Annotated in this window: 15 protein-coding genes; 2 read left to right on the forward strand and 13 right to left on the reverse strand. The window is 71.0% G+C overall.

Annotated elements, in window-relative coordinates; all coding sequences use genetic code 11:
* Nucleotides 1-13: 13 nt before the first annotated feature.
* The 13 genes from ACWD68_RS09065 to ACWD68_RS09125 all read right to left on the reverse strand — a co-directional run bounded on the left by ACWD68_RS09065 (nucleotide 14) and on the right by ACWD68_RS09125 (nucleotide 15,209).
* Nucleotides 14-619, reverse strand: coding sequence for a hypothetical protein (locus tag ACWD68_RS09065; protein WP_451805803.1), 606 nt, complete (start codon nucleotides 617-619; stop codon nucleotides 14-16).
* 35 nt (nucleotides 620-654) lie between these two features.
* Nucleotides 655-1,230 (reverse strand): GNAT family N-acetyltransferase, encoded by a 576-nt coding sequence (locus ACWD68_RS09070; protein ID WP_451805804.1) that lies wholly within the window; start codon nucleotides 1,228-1,230, stop codon nucleotides 655-657.
* 4 nt (nucleotides 1,231-1,234) lie between these two features.
* Entirely contained in the window at nucleotides 1,235-3,493 is a 2,259-nt protein-coding gene (locus ACWD68_RS09075) for an MMPL family transporter (protein WP_451805805.1), read from the reverse strand.
* 183 nt (nucleotides 3,494-3,676) lie between these two features.
* On the reverse strand, nucleotides 3,677-3,970 hold the full coding sequence (locus ACWD68_RS09080) for a hypothetical protein (protein ID WP_451805806.1): 294 nt from the start codon (nucleotides 3,968-3,970) through the stop codon (nucleotides 3,677-3,679).
* Between the two features lie 99 nt (nucleotides 3,971-4,069).
* Nucleotides 4,070-5,584, reverse strand: a complete 1,515-nt coding sequence (gene gatB / locus ACWD68_RS09085) for an Asp-tRNA(Asn)/Glu-tRNA(Gln) amidotransferase subunit GatB (RefSeq protein WP_451805807.1) — start codon at nucleotides 5,582-5,584, stop codon at nucleotides 4,070-4,072.
* A gap of 16 nt (nucleotides 5,585-5,600) precedes the next feature.
* A complete protein-coding gene (locus ACWD68_RS09090) occupies nucleotides 5,601-5,831 on the reverse strand; it encodes a hypothetical protein (protein ID WP_401337522.1) in 231 nt (76 codons plus the stop codon).
* An 8-nt stretch (nucleotides 5,832-5,839) separates the two neighbouring features.
* Entirely contained in the window at nucleotides 5,840-7,345 is a 1,506-nt protein-coding gene (gatA, locus tag ACWD68_RS09095) for an Asp-tRNA(Asn)/Glu-tRNA(Gln) amidotransferase subunit GatA (RefSeq protein WP_451805808.1), read from the reverse strand.
* 5 nt (nucleotides 7,346-7,350) lie between these two features.
* On the reverse strand, nucleotides 7,351-7,647 hold the full coding sequence (gatC, locus tag ACWD68_RS09100; RefSeq protein ID WP_037622623.1) for an Asp-tRNA(Asn)/Glu-tRNA(Gln) amidotransferase subunit GatC: 297 nt from the start codon (nucleotides 7,645-7,647) through the stop codon (nucleotides 7,351-7,353).
* Nucleotides 7,648-8,180: 533 nt separating this feature from the next.
* On the reverse strand, nucleotides 8,181-10,418 hold the full coding sequence (locus tag ACWD68_RS09105; RefSeq protein WP_451805809.1) for a putative bifunctional diguanylate cyclase/phosphodiesterase: 2,238 nt from the start codon (nucleotides 10,416-10,418) through the stop codon (nucleotides 8,181-8,183).
* A 260-nt stretch (nucleotides 10,419-10,678) separates the two neighbouring features.
* Nucleotides 10,679-12,874: an NAD-dependent DNA ligase LigA gene (gene ligA, locus ACWD68_RS09110; RefSeq protein ID WP_451805810.1), complete on the reverse strand. Its 2,196-nt coding sequence runs from the start codon at nucleotides 12,872-12,874 to the stop codon at nucleotides 10,679-10,681.
* Nucleotides 12,875-12,889: 15 nt separating this feature from the next.
* Nucleotides 12,890-13,897, reverse strand: coding sequence for a methionine synthase (locus ACWD68_RS09115; protein ID WP_451805811.1), 1,008 nt, complete (start codon nucleotides 13,895-13,897; stop codon nucleotides 12,890-12,892).
* 30 nt (nucleotides 13,898-13,927) lie between these two features.
* The gene (locus tag ACWD68_RS09120) at nucleotides 13,928-14,617 is read right to left on the reverse strand and encodes an SDR family oxidoreductase (protein ID WP_451805812.1); all 690 of its coding nucleotides are present in this window, start codon (nucleotides 14,615-14,617) and stop codon (nucleotides 13,928-13,930) included.
* A 52-nt stretch (nucleotides 14,618-14,669) separates the two neighbouring features.
* Entirely contained in the window at nucleotides 14,670-15,209 is a 540-nt protein-coding gene (locus tag ACWD68_RS09125; protein WP_451805813.1) for an LOG family protein, read from the reverse strand.
* Nucleotides 15,210-15,259: 50 nt separating this feature from the next.
* Here ACWD68_RS09125 and ACWD68_RS09130 point away from each other — a divergent pair, with 50 nt between their 5' ends.
* Together ACWD68_RS09130 and ACWD68_RS09135 are read left to right on the forward strand one after the other, a co-directional pair.
* Nucleotides 15,260-15,583 (forward strand): DUF427 domain-containing protein, encoded by a 324-nt coding sequence (locus ACWD68_RS09130; protein WP_451805814.1) that lies wholly within the window; start codon nucleotides 15,260-15,262, stop codon nucleotides 15,581-15,583.
* A 64-nt stretch (nucleotides 15,584-15,647) separates the two neighbouring features.
* Nucleotides 15,648-16,433: an alpha/beta fold hydrolase gene (locus ACWD68_RS09135; protein ID WP_451805815.1), complete on the forward strand. Its 786-nt coding sequence runs from the start codon at nucleotides 15,648-15,650 to the stop codon at nucleotides 16,431-16,433.
* The last annotated feature ends 6 nt before the right edge of the window (nucleotides 16,434-16,439 follow it).

Below are 16,439 nucleotides of genomic sequence, written 5' to 3' on the forward strand. Positions count from 1 at the left end.
GAGTCGTCGGGATTCAGCTGGTGGAGGGCAGTCCGAGAATGATGTCGGAGTACTTGGCGACGGCGAGGACCAGGCCGATGACGCCGAGCGAGACACCCGCCCAGGCGACCGACTTGACCCAGGCGGCCTGCGGCTTGCCGGGGGCGCCGAACGCGGGCCGGACGAGGACGACGACGCCGACGATCAGCGCGGCCAGTGCGAAGAGGCCGCCGATCAGCGCGGTGGTCGCCCAGGCGTCGCCGTAGACCTCCTTGACCTGCGTGGCGACGCTCGCGTTCGACGAGGTCTGGAGCTGGCCGACCAGGGTCTCGCGCGCGGCGGCGACGGTGGCGACCCAGCTGCCGGTCAGCGACACCACGCCGAGCCCGGCGGACACCACGGCGGCGGCACCCTGGCCGACACCGGTGGCCTGACCGGCCTCGTCGGTGCCGTCGCCGTCCACCGGGGCCTCGTGGGCCTCGTCCTGCTCCTCGGTCTCGTCCTGATCCGTGGCGTAGGCCTCGGTCTCGTTCCCGTTGCCCGCGGACGGGCCGGTCTTGGTGATGTCCACCGTCTGCTCGTCGCGCTTCGCCTCGGTGCCGGTCTCGGCCCCGGCCTCGTCAGCTGTCTTGGTTCCCATGACCCGCACCGTACGGACGCTCTCTGAGAAGTTCCTTAATGGTCCTTGTGAGCGGCGCGCTCGCGTGCGGCACGCCACTCGGGCGCGAGTACGGACCACACTTCGAGGTCGTGCCGGACCCCGCGATAGGGGTGCTTCTCCCGGAGCACGCCGTCCTGGCTCATGCCGAGCCGCCGGGCCACGTTCAGGCTCGGTACGTTCCCCGCCGCGGCGACCCACTCCAAACGGTGGATCCCCCGCTTCTCGACGGCCCAGTCGATGAGCACCCTCATCGCGCGCGTGACCAGACCGCGCCCGGAGGCCGCGGGTTCCAGCCAGCAGCCGACCTCACAGTTGCCTTCCTCCGCGTCGAAGTTCAGGAAGAGCACCCCGCCGACGAGCTTCCCGTCCAGCCACAGTCCGTGCAGGGACCCGGTGTCGGCGGCGCGCATGTCGGCGTACCTCTGGAGGTGTCCCCGCGCGGACGGCACGTCCGTGGACTGGACCCCGAAGGGGATGAACTGTCCGATGAACTCGCGCCCCCGGTCCAGGTGCGCGAGGAACTCCTCGGCGTGCCACGGCTCCAGGGGCCGCAGTTCCGCTCCGTCGTCACCCAGAGATATCGCGTACATCCCTCTACCGCTCCTTCGCCAGTACGTCCGCCATGTCGGCGTCCGCCGCCTCGGCACGGTCCAGTACGTCCGCCACCTCGGCGTCCGTCGCCTCGGCCAGCCTCTCATGGGCGGCGCGGCACTCGGGCGCTTCGATGCTGATGCGCGGCAGCCGCCGGTCGAGCCAGCCGGGCAGCCACCAGTTGGCACCGCCGAGCAGGTGCATGAGGGCGGGGACCAGGAGCGTCCGCAGGATGAAGGCGTCGAGGGCGACGGCGGCGGCGAGGGCGATACCGAACATCGCGATGACGCGGTCGCCGCTGAGCACGAAGGCGAGGAAGACCGAGATCATGATGACGGCGGCGGAGTTGATCACCCGGCTGGTCTCGGCGAGGCCGACCCGGACGGCGCGCCGGTTGTCACCGGTCTCCAGCCACTCCTCGTACATCCGGCTGACCAGGAACACCTGGTAGTCCATCGAGAGCCCGAAGAGCACCGACACCATGATCACGGGCAGGAAGGGCTCGATCGGGCCCGCGCGGCCGAGGCCGAGCAGTTCGCTCCCCCAGCCCCACTGGAAGATCGCGACGACGACTCCGAAGGCTGCGGCGACGGCGGCGATGTTCATCACCGCGGCCTTGAGCGGGATGCCGATCGAACGGAACGCGAGCAGCAGCAGGACACAGCCGAGGCTGATCACGACGCCGACGAAGAGCGGGAGCTTGCCGACGATGACGTCCGCGAAGTCGTCGTAGCTCGCCGTCACCCCGCCGACCTGCACATCGAGGGCGGTGCCCGACTCGGCGCGCGGCAGGACGTCGGTGCGCAGCCGGTCGACGAGGTCGCTGGTCTTCTGGGACTGCGGCGCCGAGGTCGGGACGACGGTGAGGAAGGCGGTGTCACCGGCGGAGTTGTACGTCACCGGGGCCGCCGAGGCGACACCCTCGGTGGCCCGGAGCGTGGCGTCCAGGTTGTCCAGGGCGAGCCGGTCCTCGGCGCCGCCGACCTTGGTGACGAGGGTCAGGGGCCCGTTCACGCCGGGTCCGAAGCCCTCCCCGATGAGGTCGTAGGCCTGCCGCGTGGTCGCCGCCTTCGGGTCGTTGCCCTGGTCGGAGGTGCCCAGGTGGAGCGAGAGCGTGGGCAGGGCGAGCAGCGCCATCACGACGACGGCCACGGCACCGAGCAGCTTGGGGTGGCGTTCCACGAACGCGGACCAGCGGGCGGCGAACCCGGTGGCCAGTTCCGGCGCGGGTCCGTGCTCCTCCAGTCGCCGCCGCTCCCGGCGGCTCAGGGCGCGTGGACCGATGAAGGAGAGCAGCGCGGGCAGCAGGGTCACGGAGGCCGCGACGGTGAGGACGACGGTCAGGGAGGCCGCGATCGCGACGCCGTTGAGGAAGCCGAGCCGCAGGATGAGCATGCCGAGCAGGGCGATGCAGACCGTGGCGCCGGCGAAGACGACCGCCCGTCCGGTGGTGGCGACGGCGTTCTGTGCCGCCTCGGCCACCGGCAGCCCGCGTTTGAGGCCGCGCCGGTGCCGGGTCACGATGAACAGCGCGTAGTCGATGCCGACGCCGAGCCCGACCAGCATGCCGAGCATGGGGGCGAAGTCGGCGACGGTCATGGCGTGGCCGAGGAGCACGATTCCGGCGTACGCCGTGCCCACGCCGATCAGAGCGGTGGCGATGGGCAGCATCGAGGCGGCGAGGGAGCCGAACGCGAGGAAGAGGACCACGGCGGCGACGGCCACGCCGACGATCTCGGCGACATGTCCGCCGGACGATTCGGTGAGGGCGATGGCGGTGCCGCCCAGCTCCACGTCGAGCCCCTTGGCCTCGGCGGCCTTCGCCGTGTCGACGACGGCCTGGACCTCGCCCTTGTCGAGGTTCTCGGCCCGGTCGGCGAAGGTGACGGTCGCGTACGCCGTCCGGCCGTCCGAGCTGATCCCCTCCGATCCCTGTCGCTGGTACGGGCTGTCGACGGAGGCCACTCCGGGGAGCTTCTCGATCTTGTCCAGGGCGCGGGTCATCGACTGCTCGACGTCGGCGGAGCGCACCGTGCCGGGGCTGGTGTGCCAGACAACGGTGTCGCTGTCGCCCCCCAGGCCGGGGAAACCGTCCGCCAGGAGCTGGGTGGCGCGGCCCGATTCGGTGCCGGGGGCCTCGTAGTCGTTCGAGTACGCGGAGCCCGTCACGACGGCGGCTGCGCTCACACCGCCGAAGGCCGCGAGCCAGAGCAGAACGGCGACGAGGCGGTGCTGAACACACCAACGTGCGAGGGCTGCCACGGACGAGCTCCCTGGGGGATTTGTGGATCTTTACCGGGAACTGCCCGCAAAGAACGCATGACTAATGCGCCATCACTCTTACAGCCGGAAATGATCCTTTGTCGCATTCGTGGGCTTACTCACAGGGCTGCGACTCAGCTCACAGGACATTCCCGTGAACTCTGTCGCCCCGCCCGTCACCACTCAGTCGAACTGGTCACCCACGGCCATGACCATCACACCGGCGATCATCAGCCACAGGGCCCGCCGGGTGCGGCCGCGGGCCCCCAGCGCCGACGCGACGGCGCACACGGCGGCACCGGAGGCATAGGAGACGGGTATGAGGGCGGTCCCGGAACCGGTGGAGCGCAGCGCCGACGCCGCGAGCCCGGCGACGGTCAGCAGCGCTCCCGCCCCGACCGCCGTCCAGCGGGCCCGGCGGACCTCCTGGTCCTGGTCCTCGTGGTCGCGCGTCTCGGAGTCAGTGGTTCCACTCATGGCGCGGGAGCGTAGCGCGTGCGTCTGAGAGCGCCGACACAGACCCCAGGGGGTGCATCGGTTGCGATGCACCCCCTGGGGTGTGGGAAAACCCGGACCTCAGCCTTCGCCGGCGTCCAGCTTCTCCAGGATGAGCTCCTTGACGCGAGCCGCGTCGGCCTGGCCGCGGGTGGCCTTCATGACCGCGCCGACGAGCGCGCCGACGGCCTGGACCTTGCCGCCGCGGATCTTGTCGGCGATGCCCGGGTTCCCTGCGATGGCCTCGTCGACGGCCGCGGTCAGCGCGCCCTCGTCCGAGACGACCTTCAGGCCGCGCTTGTCGACGACCTCGTCCGGGGTGCCCTCGCCGGCGAGGACGCCTTCGATGACCTGACGGGCGAGCTTGTCGTTCAGATCGCCGGAGGTGACCAGCTCGGCCACCCGGGCGACCTGCGCCGGAGTGATCGGCAGGTCCTCCAGGGACTTGCCCGACTCGTTGGCGCTGCGCGCCAGCTCACCCATCCACCACTTGCGGGCGGAGGCGGAGTCCGCACCGGCCTCGATCGTCGCGACGATCGAGTCGATGGCACCGGCGTTGAGGATCGACTGCATGTCGTGGGCGTTCACGCCCCACTCCTCGCGCAGCCGGTTGCGGCGGGCCAGCGGCTGCTCGGGCAGCCCCGAGCGCAGCTCCTCCACCCAGTCACGGGACGGGGCGACGGGGACGAGGTCGGGCTCCGGGAAGTACCGGTAGTCCTCGGCCTCCTCCTTCACACGGCCCGAGGTCGTGGACCCGGTTTCCTCGTGGAAGTGTCGGGTCTCCTGGATGATCGTGCCGCCGGAGTTCAGCACCGCGGCGTGGCGCTGGATCTCGAAGCGGGCGGCACGCTCGACGGAACGCAGGGAGTTGACGTTCTTCGTCTCGGAGCGCGTGCCGAACTTCTCGCGGCCGTGCGGGCGCAGCGAGAGGTTCACGTCGCAGCGCATCTGGCCCTGCTCCATACGGGCCTCGGAGACACCGAGCGCCTTGATGAGCTCGCGCAGCTCGGCGACGTACGCCTTGGCGACCTCGGGAGCACGCTCGCCCGCGCCCTCGATCGGCTTGGTGACGATCTCGATGAGCGGGATACCCGCCCGGTTGTAGTCGAGCAGCGAGTGGGACGCGCCGTGGATACGGCCGGTGGCACCGCCGACGTGCAGCGACTTGCCGGTGTCCTCCTCCATGTGGGCGCGCTCGATCTCCACGCGGAAGACCTCGCCGTCCTCCAGCTGGACGTCCAGATAGCCGTTGAAGGCGATCGGCTCGTCGTACTGGGAGGTCTGGAAGTTCTTCGGCATGTCCGGATAGAAGTAGTTCTTCCGGGCGAAGCGGCACCATTCGGCGATCTCGCAGTGCAGCGCGAGGCCGATCTTGATGGCGGACTCGACACCGGTCGCGTTGACGACCGGGAGGGCGCCGGGCATGCCGAGGCAGGTCGGGCAGGTCTGCGAGTTGGGCTCGGCGCCCAGCTCGGTCGAACAGCCGCAGAACATCTTCGTCTTGGTGCCGAGTTCGACATGGACTTCGAGGCCCATGACGGGGTCGTAGGAAGCGAGTGCGTCCTCGTACGACACCAGGTCGATCGTGGTGGTCACGGTGAAAACTTCCCTCTCAGCCCAGCAGGACGTCGTCGTCGCCCAGGCGCTTGAGCTCCCGGTAGAGGATGGCGAGGCCGGTGACGATGGCGGCGGCGGACACGGCCGCGTCGATGAGGCGCAGCGTGTCGTGTTCGTTGCGGGCCTTCTTGACCTGCTTCGCGACACCGAACGCACCGAATGCCGTGCCCGCGATGGACAGATACGTGCCGGACTTGGACTTCTTGAAACCCTTGGCCTTGGACATTGCCTTGCTCACAGCGACGGAGCCTCCTCAAGCAGCGGGTGCCCCCACTTTTCCACGAAGGCGGCCTCGACGGCGGCGCCGACCTTGTACAGACGGTCGTCCTTCAGGGCCGGGGCGATGATCTGCAGACCGACCGGGAGGTTGTCCTCGGGCGCGAGGCCGCAGGGCAGCGACATGGCGGAGTTGCCGGCCAGGTTGGTCGGGATGGTGCACAGGTCCGCGAGGTACATCGCCATCGGGTCGTCGGCGCGCTCGCCGATCGGGAAGGCGGTGGTGGGCGTGGTCGGGGAGACGATCACGTCGACCTGCTCGAACGCCTTCTCGAAGTCGCGCGTGATGAGCGTACGGACCTTCTGGGCGCTGCCGTAGTACGCGTCGTAGTAGCCGGAGCTGAGCGCGTACGTGCCGAGCATGATGCGGCGCTTGACCTCGGGGCCGAAGCCGGCCTCGCGGGTGAGGGCCGTGACCTCCTCGGCGGAGTGCGTGCCGTCGTCACCCGTACGGAGGCCGTAGCGCAGGCCGTCGAAGCGGGCGAGGTTGCTCGAGCACTCGGACGGCGCGATCAGGTAGTACGCGGAGAGCGCCAGGTCGAAGGACGGGCAGTCCAGCTCGACGATCTCGGCACCGAGCTCCTTGAGCACGACGACGGCCTCGTCGAAGCGCTGCACGACACCGGCCTGGTAGCCCTCGCCGCGGAACTGCTTGACGACGCCGACGCGCATGCCCGTCACGCTGCCGTTGCGGGCGGCCTCGACGACCGGCGGGACCGGCGCGTCGATGGAGGTCGAGTCGAGCGGGTCGTGCCCGGCGATGACCTCGTGGAGCAGGGCCGCGTCCAGGACCGTACGGGCGCAGGGGCCGCCCTGGTCGAGGGAGGACGAGAAGGCGACCATGCCGTAGCGGGAGACCGCGCCGTACGTCGGCTTGACGCCGACCGTGCCGGTGACGGCGGCCGGCTGGCGGATGGAGCCGCCGGTGTCGGTGCCGATTGCGAGGGGTGCCTGGTAGGAGGCGAGGGCCGCGGAGGAACCGCCACCGGAGCCGCCGGGGATCCGGGTGAGGTCCCAGGGGTTGCCGGTCGGTCCGTACGCGCTGTTCTCGGTGGAGGACCCCATGGCGAACTCGTCCATGTTGGTCTTGCCGAGGATGACGACGTCGGCGGCCTTCAGCCTCTTGGTGAGGGTCGCGTCGTACGGCGGGATCCAGCCTTCGAGGATCTTGGAACCGACGGTGGTCGGGATGCCCTCGGTGGTGAAGATGTCCTTGAGCGCGAGGGGCACACCGGCGAGCGGGCCGAGCTTCTCGCCGGCCGCGCGCTTGGCGTCCACGGCACGCGCCTGGGCGAGGGCGCCCTCACGGTCGACGTGCAGGAAGGCGTGCACCTTCTCGTCGACGGCCCCGATCCGGGCGAGGTGGGCCTCGGTGACCTCGACGGCGGTCAGCTCGCCGGCCGCGATCTTCCCGGCGATCTCGGCCGCGGTGAGCTTGATGATGTTGACGTTGGTGTCCGTCATGGTGATTAGTCCTCCCCCAGGATCTGCGGCACCTTGAAACGCTGCTGCTCCTGGGCCGGGGCGCCGGAGAGCGCCTGCTCGGGGGTGAGCGACGGACGGACCTCGTCCACGCGCATGACGTTCGTCAGCGGCAGCGGATGAGAGGTCGGCGGTACGTCTTGGTCGGCGACCTCGCTGACGCGGGCGACCGCGCCGATGATGTCGTCGAGCTGGCCTGCGAAGTGGTCGAGCTCTTCGCCCTTCAGCTCCAGACGCGCCAGCCGTGCGAGGTGGGCGACCTCCTCGCGCGTGATGCCAGGCATGCAGCGATCCTCTGGGGTGAGTGAGTGTGGTTTGGCCCAATCCTATGGGGCTCGGGCCGATGCCCGCGCCCGGGTTTGCCGGGGGACGCCCGCGGCCCCGGGTAAACCGACTCCCCGGCCTCCGGCCGGATGGTCTCCCACCCACGCACCACCCGTGACCGCCTCCGGACAGGCGGGCCTCTCTCCCGGGGGTCCCCCGCCGTCGGCGGCGGCCGGCCGTCCCAGGTGCACACGCTCCGGCCTCCGGCCGGATCCGTCCCACCCACCCACCCACCACCCGTGCCCCCTCCGGACAGGTGAACTCTCCGTCGGAGGTTCCCCGCCATCGGCGACTGCGCGTCCGTGGGGTGCACGCGGCCGGCCAGGCCACCTCACAACCGACCGCCGCCGACGGCCGGATGGCCGAACGGGAGAGCTCGGCCTGCCGGGGGACGGCGAACGGGTGGTGCGGGGGTAGGAGGCATCCGGCCGGAGGCCGGTGAGGCTGTGCCCGGCCGGAGGCCGGTGAGGATGCCCGGCAGGAACCGTGGGGGCTACTCCGCCGCCGGCAGCGCGGCCCGCGGCCGCTGCCAGCCGCGGGACCCCCGGGCGAGCAGCCACGCCGTGGCCTCGTCGGGCGGCATCGCGGCGGCGACCAGCCAGCCCTGCACGGCGTCGCAGCCCAGGTCACGCAGCCGCTCCCACGTCTCGTCGTCCTCGACGCCCTCCGCGACGACGAGAAGACCCAGCGAGTGCGCGAGGTCGACGGTGCAGCGCACGATCTCGGCGTCCTCGGTGTCCACGGCGAGCCGTGCGACGAACGAGCGGTCGATCTTCAGCTCGCTGACCGGGAGCCGGCGCAGATGGACCAGGGAGGAGTAACCGGTGCCGAAGTCGTCCAGCGACATCTTCACGCCGTGCCCGGTGAGACCTGCCAGGGTGTCGGCGGCGCGCTGGGGGTCCTCCAGGAGCACGTGCTCCGTTATCTCCAGTTGGAGCGCTCCCGCGGGGACCCCGTGCCGGGCCAGACGCGCGGCGACGGATCCGGCGAACCCCGGCGTGTGGACGTCGCGCGGCGACACGTTCACCGCGACCGGCACGAAGAGTCCCTGGGCCCGCCAGCGCGCGACCTGCGCGAGGGCCGTCTCCAGGACGTACTCGGTGAGGTGCGGCATCAGCCCGGACGACTCGGCGATGGCGATGAACTCGTCCGGCGGTACCTTGCCGCGCTCGGGGTGCACCCAGCGGACCAGTGCCTCGAGTCCGGCCACCTGTCCGTCGAAGCGGACCTTGGGCTGGTAGTGCAGTTCGACGTCGCCGGCGTCCAGGGCCCGGCGCAGGTCACCCAGCAGGCCGAGCCGGTCGGGGGTGTTGGAGTCCCGCTTGGACTCGTACACCTCCACGCCCGTGCGGTCCCGCTTCGCCTGGTACATCGCGACGTCCGCCCGGCGCAGCAGCCCCTCCGCGTCGAGCGCGTGGTCGGGGAAGACGGCGAGACCGGCGCTGGCCTCCAGGACGAGGGTGAGTCCGTCGAGGTCGAGCGGCGAGCCTAGGGCGGCGACCAGATTGCGGGCGACCCGTGTGGCCGACGTGGTGGAGTCCGCGACGGGCAGTAAGACGGCGAACTCGTCCCCTCCGAGCCGCGCGGCCTCCGCCCCGCGCGGCAGTGCGAGCCGCAGTCTGTCGGCTATCTGGAGGAGCAGCCGGTCGCCGGCGAGATGCCCCAGCGTGTCGTTCACCGAACGGAAGCGGTCCAGGTCGATCAGCATCAGGGCGGAGCGTGCGCCGATGCGCTCGGCGTCGTCCAGGGCCGTCCAGGTGCGCTCCAGCAGCCACTGACGGTTGGGCAGCCCGGTCAGCGGGTCGCGCAGTTGCTCCTCGGCCCGTGCGCGGGCTATCCACAGGGTGGAGTCGAGGGCGATCAGCGGGATCGAGAACAGCGGCAGCAGCATCGGCTGGGCCATCGCGACGACACAGACCAGCGGCGCGATCCCGAGCAGCGCCACGGCGACGAGTCCCTGTCTGACCAGGGCCGTACGGGCGACGGTGGGCAGGCCGCCGCCGCGCGGCGCGTGCAGGTACCAGAGCAGGGCGCGGGTGACGGCGAGATAGGCGCCCGCGACCAGGATCACCTGGGGGGCGGCGTAGAGCGTCCAGGTCTCGGGGTCCCAGGGCGCCTCGACGCTCGGGAACCGCCCGAACGACGCGAGGACCAGGGCTCCGGCGCCGATGCCGAGGATGTCGACCGCGCCGTGCAGCACGCCCTGCCGCCAGCGGTTGCGCCGGGCCATGCCGACCAGGAAGACGACGGTCAGGCTGACCATGCCGGCGGGGACCCAGCCGTAGAGGAGCAGGACCGCGAGGGTGAGTGCCGCGCCGGAGCCGGTGCCGCCCCACCAGCGGGCACGGCCGAGGGCGACCAGGTGGCCGACGATGATGCCGGTCAGCAGCGCCAGCGACCAGCCGACGGCGCCGCACGGGAAGAGCGCGTGGTGGCCGCTGAACGCCCGGTAGAAACCGGCGCCCAGGACGAACGCGGCGGTGGCCACGACCGCCGACGGCAGTGCGGGCCAGGACATGTGGCGTTCGGGGTCCTGGCCGGGCAGTCCGCCTCGCTCGGCGGTGAGCCGGCCGACGCCGGGGTGGGTGGGAGCGGCGAGCGGTGCGGCGCCGAGCCCGCTCGGGGCGGGGCGCTCCGAAGGCCGCCCCGTCCGCAGGCCTGCCAGCCACGCGCCGGTCATCCGGCGCAGGCGCAGCCGTGGTTCGGGGGCGGCGCTCTCGGTCGGTTCCATTCCCGTCCCTCTCACTGCCGGCGGTGCCCACGCCACGCGGTCCGTTGCCGGCGACAACTGCCAACGGTGCCGCGTCGAAAAACCCTTCCCCTGGCTCGTGCGGAGCAGGGGATGCGCCGACCGCAGCCGGGCACGGCAGGCGCACACCTCAACAGTAGGCCGCGGAAGGCTTCCACGGGCAGCGGTCGACGACGGTTGCCCGAATGCGACCTGGCCACCCGTATGCAACTGATATGCGCCGAACGGGTGGCCTTCAACCGCTATTCCTCGTTCGGAAGCGCGACTTCCGCCGCGGCGTCCGGTCCTTGTGCGAGCAGGACGGCGAAGCCCTCCTCGTTGAGGACCGGAACCTTCAACTGCATCGCCTTGTCGTACTTCGAGCCAGGATTGTCACCCACCACGACGAAGGATGTCTTCTTCGAAACAGAACCGGTCACTTTTGCTCCACGGCTCTGCAGTTCCTCCTTCGCACCGTCCCGCGTGTGGTGTTCGAGCGTTCCCGTGACGACGACGGTCAGCCCTTCGAGCGGGCGGGGCCCCTCGTCCTCGCCCGCGCCTTCGTCCTCCATCCGGACTCCGGCGGCCCGCCACTTGCGGATGATCTCGCGGTGCCAGTCCTCCGCGAACCACTCCTTGAGCGAGGCGGCGATGATGCCGCCGACGCCGTCGACCGCGGCGAGTTCCTGCTCGGTGGCCTGCTCGATGCGGTCGATGGAGCGGAATTCGCGGGCCAGCGCCTCGGCGGCCACCGGGCCGACGTGCCTGATGGAGAGTCCGTTGATGAAGCGGGCGAGCGGACGGTTCTTGGCTTCGGCGATCTTGTCGAGCAGGGCGAGGGTGTTCTTCTTGGGCTCGCCCTGCTGGTTGGCGAAGACCGTGACGACCTTCTCGTCACCCGTCTTGGGGTCCCGCTTGGGCAGACCGCTGTTCTGGTCGAGGACGTACGCCGTGATGGGGAGCAACTGCTCGACCGTGAGGTCGAAGAGGTCGCCCTCGTCGACGAGCGGCGGCTCGGCCGGCTTCAGCGGACGGGTCAACGCCGCCGCGGCCACGTTGCCGAAGTGCTCGATGTCGAGACACTCCCTGCCCGCCAGGTAGGAGACACGCTCTCTCAACTGGGCGGGGCAGCCGCGGCCGTTGGGACAGCGAAGGTCGATGTCGCCCTCCTTCATGGGCCGCAGCGCCGTGCCGCACTCGGGACACTCGGCCGGCATCACGAACTCCCGCTCGCTGCCGTCGCGCAGGTCGGCGACCGGTCCGAGGATCTCCGGGATGACGTCACCGGCCTTGCGCAGCACCACCGTGTCACCGATGAGGACGCCCTTGGCCTTCACCACCTCCTGGTTGTGCAGGGTGGCGAACTCGACCTCCGAGCCCGAGACGGTGACCGGCTCGACCTGCGCGTACGGCGTGACCCGGCCCGTACGGCCCACACCGACACGGATGTTGACGAGCTTGGTGTTGACCTCCTCGGGCGCGTACTTCCAGGCGATCGCCCAGCGCGGTGCTCGCGCGGTGGAGCCGAGCCGCCCTTGGAGGGGGATCTCGTCGAGCTTGACGACCACTCCGTCGATCTCGTGCTCCACTGAGTGGCGGTTCTCCCCGTAGTACGCGATGAACTCCCGTACACCGTCGAGGTCGTCGACCACCTTGGCGTACCGCGTGGTCGGCAGTCCCCAGGTGTGCAGCAGGCCGTAGGCCTCGGAGAGCCGGCCGAGGCCCTCGAAGCCCTCCAGGGCGCCGATGCCGTGGACGACCATGTGGAGCGGCAGCGTCGCGGTGACCGCGGGATCCTTCTGGCGCAGCGAACCCGCGGCAGAGTTCCTGGGGTTGGCGTACGGCTTCTCCCCGGCCGCCACACGACGTGCGTTGAGACCCTCGAACGCGTCCATCGGGAAGTAGACCTCGCCGCGGATCTCGACGAGCCCGGGGACGCGATCGCCCTTCAGCCGGTGCGGGATCTCCGCGATCGTCATGACGTTGGGCGTGATGTCCTCGCCGGTCCGGCCGGTGCCCCGGGTGGCCGCGCGGGTGAGCCTGCCGTTCTCGTACGTCAGGTTCACGGCGAGGCCGTCGACCTTGAGCTCGCACAGGAAGTGGTAGCCGGACGAGCCCACGTCCTTGGCCACACGGCCGGCCCAGGCGGCGAGTCCCGCGTCGTCGAAGACGTTGTCGAGGGAGAGCATGCGCTCCCGGTGCTCGACCTCGTCGAGGTCGGTCTCGTACTCGACGGCGACCTTCTGCGTCGGCGAGTCCGGTGTGCGCAGCTCGGGGTACTCGTCCTCCAGCGCCTCCAGGGAGCGCAGGAGCGTGTCGAACTCCGCGTCGCTGATGACGGGAGCGTCCTTCGCGTAGTACCGGACGCGGTGCTCCTCGATCTGCTCAGCGAGCTGCGCGTGCCGCTCCCGTGCCTCGGCGGGTACCGATGTGGGCTCTGCGTGCTGTTCGCCGGCCACCGTTGTGTCCTCCCGTTACTCTGGGTTGTCCGCGAGGGATCTCGCCGCCCGGACGCAGTGGGCCAGAGCCTTGCGCGCGAAGTCGGGAGAGGCCCCCGCGAGTCCGCACGACGGAGTGAGCGTGACCGCCTCCGCGAGAAGACCCGGCCGCAGCCCCAGCCTGCGCCACAGCGTCCTGACACCCATGACGCTACCGGCAGGGTCCGACAATGGGACGTCCACGCCGGGGATGACACCGGCGAAGAGACGGGTACCGCCTTCGACCGCTTCCCCGATCGCGTCGTCGTCACGCTCGGTGAGGAGCGAGAAGTCGAAGGAGATCGCCGAAACGCCCGCCCGGCGCAGCAGGGCGAAGGGGACGTCCGGCGCGCAGGAGTGGACCACGACGGGCCCGCCACCGTGCACGCCGACGACGTCCCGGAGCGTGGCCTCGGCGACCTGGCGGTCCACGGCGCGGTGGGTGCGGTAGCCGCTGGCGGTCGGCACCTGGCCGCGGAGCACGGATACGAGGGAGGGTTCGTCGAGCTGCAGGACGATCTCGGCCCCGGGGATGCGGCGGCGCACGTCTTCGAGGTGGAGGCGCAGTCCCTCGGCGAGCGATCCCGCGAGGTCGCGGCAGGCTCCCGGGTCGGAGAGGGCGGACTCGCCGTTCCTCAGCTCCAGTGCTGCGGCGAGGGTCCAGGGACCGACGGCCTGCACCTTCAGAGGGCCCTCGTACCCCTGGGTGAACTCCTCCAGGGCGTCGAGGTCCTCCCCCAGCCACGACCTGGCCCGCTTGGTGTCCCGGCCCGGCCGGTCCCCGAACCGCCAGCCGCTGGGCTCCACGCGCGCGTACAGCTCGACGAGCATTCCCGCCGTCCGGCCGATCATGTCCGCCCCGGGCCCCCGCACGGGCAGTTCGGCGAGGAACGGGAAGTCGTCGAGGGAACCGGTGACGGTCTTCGCGGCCTCCCGCGCGTCACCGCCGGGCATGGACCCGACCCCGGTGGCGGGACCGAACCTGAACTCGCTGTTTTCGCTCACGCCGGAAGCCTACGGAATCCCGCGGGGAGGTCAGCCGCCCGGGCGCACCGTCAGGTCGTTGACCTCGGCGTCCCGGGGCAGGTCGAGCGCCATCAGGATCGTCGTCGCCACCGATTCGGGGTCGATCCACTTCGCCGCGTCGTACGCCTTGCCCTCCTGCTGGTGGACCTTGGCCTGCATGGGACTGGCGGTGCGGCCGGGGTAGACGGAGGTCACCCGGACCCCCTTCCCGTGCTCCTCGTGCCGCAGGGAGTCGGCGAGGGCCTTCAGGCCGTGCTTGGAGGCGGCGTACGCGGACCAGTCGGCGTGGGCGTTCAGGCCGGCGCCGGAGTTCACGAAGACCACGTGCCCCTGGGCCATGCGGAGCTGGGGAAGGAAGTGGCGGGTCAGCTCGGCGGGGGCGATCAGGTTGACGTTGAGCTGGTGGCGCCAGGACTTCGGGGTCAGCTCGCCGACCGGGCCGAGGTCGACCACGCCCGCGATGTGCAGCAGGGAGTCGACGCGACCGGGGAGCGACTGGTGGGAGAACGCCCAGGAGAGCTTGTCGGGGTCCGCCAGGTCACCGACCAGGGTCTTCGCCCCGGGGAACGCGGCGGCCAGTTCCTTGGCGCGGCCGGCGTCGCGCGCGTGGAGCACGAGTTCGTCCCCGCGCGCGTGCAGACGGCGGGCGACGGCCGCGCCGATGCCGGAACCGGCCCCGGTGATCACATGTGTAGGCATGGACGCCATGCTCGCATCACCGGACGCCGACCCCGAACCGGGTGCCGACGCCTCACCGGGTGCCGAAGCTCTCCTCCAGGTAGGCCAGCGCCCCCACCGGCTCCTCGGCGAAGAACACCAGGTCGGTGAGCGGCCGCGGCAGGAAGCCCTCGGCGTCCATACGGCGGAACTGCTCCTTGAGACCGTCGTAGAAGCCCGCCGTGTTGAGCAGGACCACCGGCTTCTCCGTCTTCCCGTGCTTCTTCAGCTCCAGGATCTCCGTCGCCTCGTCGAGGGTCCCGGTGCCGCCGACCATGACGACCACCCCGTCGGCCTTCTCCAGAAGCAGCGCCTTGCGCTCAGCCAGGTCGCGGGCGACGACCATCTCGTCGGCGCCCGTGCGGGCCTTGGCGGCCAGGAAGTCCACGGAGACACCCACCAGGCGCCCGCCGGCCTCCTGCACTCCGTCGGCGACCACCTTCATCAGCCCGACGTCGGAGCCTCCCCAGACCAGGGTGTGGCCGCCCTTGCCGAGGAGTTCGGCGAACTCCCGTGCGGGGCGCGTGTAGCGGTCGTCGAGGTCGGCGGCGGAGAGGAAGACGCAGATGTTCATGTCTTCACCGTACGCGGGAACGATTCGGGGCCCGCGAGCGCTTTCCGGGTATGGCTGAAGGACACACGATCACCATCGAGCAGGGCACCCAGCATGTCCGCGTCGTGCACGGCGGCCAGGTCCTGGCGGAGACCGACCGCCCCTTGGTGCTGCGCGAGACCGGCTGTCCGGTGCGTTACTACCTCCCGCCCGAGGACGTCCGGCTGGATCTGCTGACGCCCTCCGACACCCACACGTACTGCCCCTTCAAGGGCACCGCGTCCTACTGGTCGCGCCCCGACGCGGCCGATCTCGTGTGGGCCTACCCCGACCCCAAGCCCGATGTCGCCGGGATCAAGGACCACCTCTGCTTCTACGAAGTGGACGTGTCCTGAGTTCCGGGCGCACACGGGCGTGGTGACGCGATGAGTTCCCGGTCGCCCGGCAGTCTCTACAGGCATGGACAAGCAGACCATCTCGCGCGACGGGACCCCCATCGCGTACGAACGCTACGGTGACGGCCCGACGGTCGTCCTGGTCGGCGGCGCCATGTGCACGGGTGCCACGCTGGCACCCCTCGCGCAGGCCCTCTCGGACCGCTTCGGCGCCGTCACCTACGACCGGCGGGGCCGCGGCGACAGCGGCGACACCGCCCCCTTCGCGGTGGACCGGGAGGTCGAGGACATCGCGGCACTGATCGACGCCTTCGGGGGCGGCGCGGCGCTGTACGGCATCTCGTCGGGCGGCGCGCTGGCCCTGGAGGCGACGGCGAGCGGGCTGCCCGTCCGCGAAGTCGCGGTCTACGAGACGCCGTTCGCCGTCGACGAGGTGGCCGCCAAGGGCCGTGCGGAGTACACCGAGCGGCTGACCGAGCTGCTCGCCCAGGACCGGCGGGGCGACGCCGTCGAACTGTTCATGACCCTCGTCGGCACACCCCCGGAGATGATCGCCGGGGTGCGCATGTCCCACGCCTGGCCCGGCATGGAGGCCATCGCGCCGACCCTGGCGTACGACAACGCCGCTATGGGCGACAGCGGGGTGCCCCGCGAGCGGCTGGCCGCCGTCACCGTCCCGGTGCTCTCGATCGCGGGCGACGCGAGCCCCGCGTGGATGCGTGCGGCGGCGCGCACCGTCGCGGAGGCGGCGCCACAGGGGTCGTACCGCACTCTGGACGGGCAGACCCACATGGTGGACCCGCAGGTGCTCGCGCCTGTGCTGGCCGAGTTCTTCGGGGCGAAGAGCTAGGGGTTC

Source organism: Streptomyces sp. NPDC005141 (assembly GCF_053599975.1).